Origin of the sequence: Romboutsia weinsteinii (assembly GCF_002250835.2) — a bacterium.
GTDB classification, from domain to species: domain Bacteria; phylum Bacillota; class Clostridia; order Peptostreptococcales; family Peptostreptococcaceae; genus Romboutsia_A; species Romboutsia_A weinsteinii.
This window is the reverse complement of the sequence record NZ_NOJY02000132.1, coordinates 1-1,699: the sequence shown is the minus strand read 5'-3', so window position 1 is coordinate 1,699 and position 1,699 is coordinate 1. Positions and strand designations below refer to the sequence as shown.

Annotated in this window: 3 protein-coding genes; all 3 read left to right on the top strand. The window is 35.8% G+C overall.

The window, feature by feature from the left end; genetic code table 11:
- Positions 1–743: glycine/sarcosine/betaine reductase component B subunit (locus CHL78_RS20100; RefSeq protein ID WP_274541874.1), on the top strand; the 743-nt coding region annotated here is incomplete at its 5' end.
- Between the two features lie 33 nt (positions 744–776).
- Complete coding sequence (locus tag CHL78_RS20095; protein ID WP_094369686.1) at positions 777–1,058, top strand: CBO2463/CBO2479 domain-containing protein; 282 nt, start codon at positions 777–779, stop codon at positions 1,056–1,058.
- A 16-nt stretch (positions 1,059–1,074) separates the two neighbouring features.
- Positions 1,075–1,699 (top strand): D-proline reductase (dithiol) protein PrdB (prdB, locus tag CHL78_RS20090; RefSeq protein WP_116041768.1); only part of this gene is annotated, 625 nt, incomplete at its 3' end.

Genomic DNA, 1,699 nt, shown 5'->3' with positions numbered 1-1,699 from the left:
ACTTAATATTACCAGTTGAGCCTGTTGGTACATTAGGAGCACAACCAAACGTTGACTTAGGAAACGTTCCAGTTGTATTATCTCCACTTGAAGTATTAGATGGTGGTATACATGCATTAACTTGTATAGGACCTGCATCTAAGGAAATGTCTAGACACTACTTCAGAGAGCCATTAGTAATAGAAGCTATGAATGATGAAGAAGTAGACTTAGTAGGAGTTATATTTGTTGGTTCTCCACAAGTAAATGCTGAGAAGTTCTATGTATCTAAGAGATTAGGTATGCTTGTAGAATCAATGGATGTTGACGGTGCTATAGTTACTACTGAAGGATTTGGTAACAATCATATAGATTTCGCATCTCACATAGAGCAAATAGGTATGAGAGATATTTCTGTAGTAGGTGTAACATACTCAGCAGTTCAAGGTGCTCTAGTTGTTGGTAATAAATACATGAAGCACATGATAGACAACAACAAGTCTAAGCAAGGTATAGAAAACGAAATACTTTCAAATAATACTTTATCGCCAGAAGATGCTGTAAGAGCAATGGCTATGCTTAAGACTGTAATAGCTGGAGAAGAAGTAAAAGCTCCAGAAAGAAAATGGAATGCTAACGTTAAATTAAACAACGTAGAAGCTATAGAAAAAGAAACAGGAAGAAAGATAGAATTAGAAGAAAATGAGCAAAGCTTACCAAAGAGTAAGAAGAGATTAGAAATATACGAAAAAGAAGAAAACTAAAACATAAACCAAGTTGAAGAGAGGTAAATAATAATGGATAGATTAAAATATATCTCTACAGAAAGAATGTATGAAGGTGTTATAGTTGAAATCACAGATGGTGGAGTAACTATAGATCTTAAAGGAAGACTTGGACAATTCAAAATACCTAAAAGAATGCTTATAACTGACTACGAACTTGAATTAGGTCTAGAAGTTGGATTTTTACTAAGCTATCCCGAGGTGTTAAGTCCAGTACCAAATTCAAATTATGTAGAAAATATAAGAAGAAATGAAGAAAAATTTAAAAATAAAAAAGCAGAGCTTGAAAAATAGAAGGGAGAGGAAACATATGAGTCTTACAACAATAAAAGGGCTTCAATCTGAAATATTTGTTCCAATAACACCTCCTCCAGTATGGACTCCTGTAACTAAAGAATTAAAAGATATGACAATTGCTTTAGCTACAGCAGCTGGTGTTCACTTAAAATCTGACAAGAGATTTAACTTAGCAGGAGATACTAGTTACAGAGCAATACCTAATACTGCTACAGTTGATGAAATGATGGTATCACATGGTGGATACGACAATGGGGATGTTAACAAAGATATAAACTGTATGTTCCCAATAGATAGATTACATGAATTAGCAGCAGAAGGATTCATAAAAGAAGTTGCACCTATCCATTACGGATTCATGGGTGGTGGTGGAGACCAAACAGCTTTCACTGAAGAAACTGGTCCTGCAATAGCTCAAAAATTAAAAGAAGAAGGCGTAGACGGTGTAGTCTTAACTGCTGGCTGAGGTACTTGCCACAGAACTGCCGTGATCGTGCAGAGAGCCATAGAAGCTGCTGGAATACCTACAATAGTAATAGCAGCTTTACCACCAGTAGTTAGACAAAATGGAAGCCCAAGAGCAGTTGCTCCATTAGTTCCAATGGGAGCTAATGCTGGTGAACCACACAATATAGATA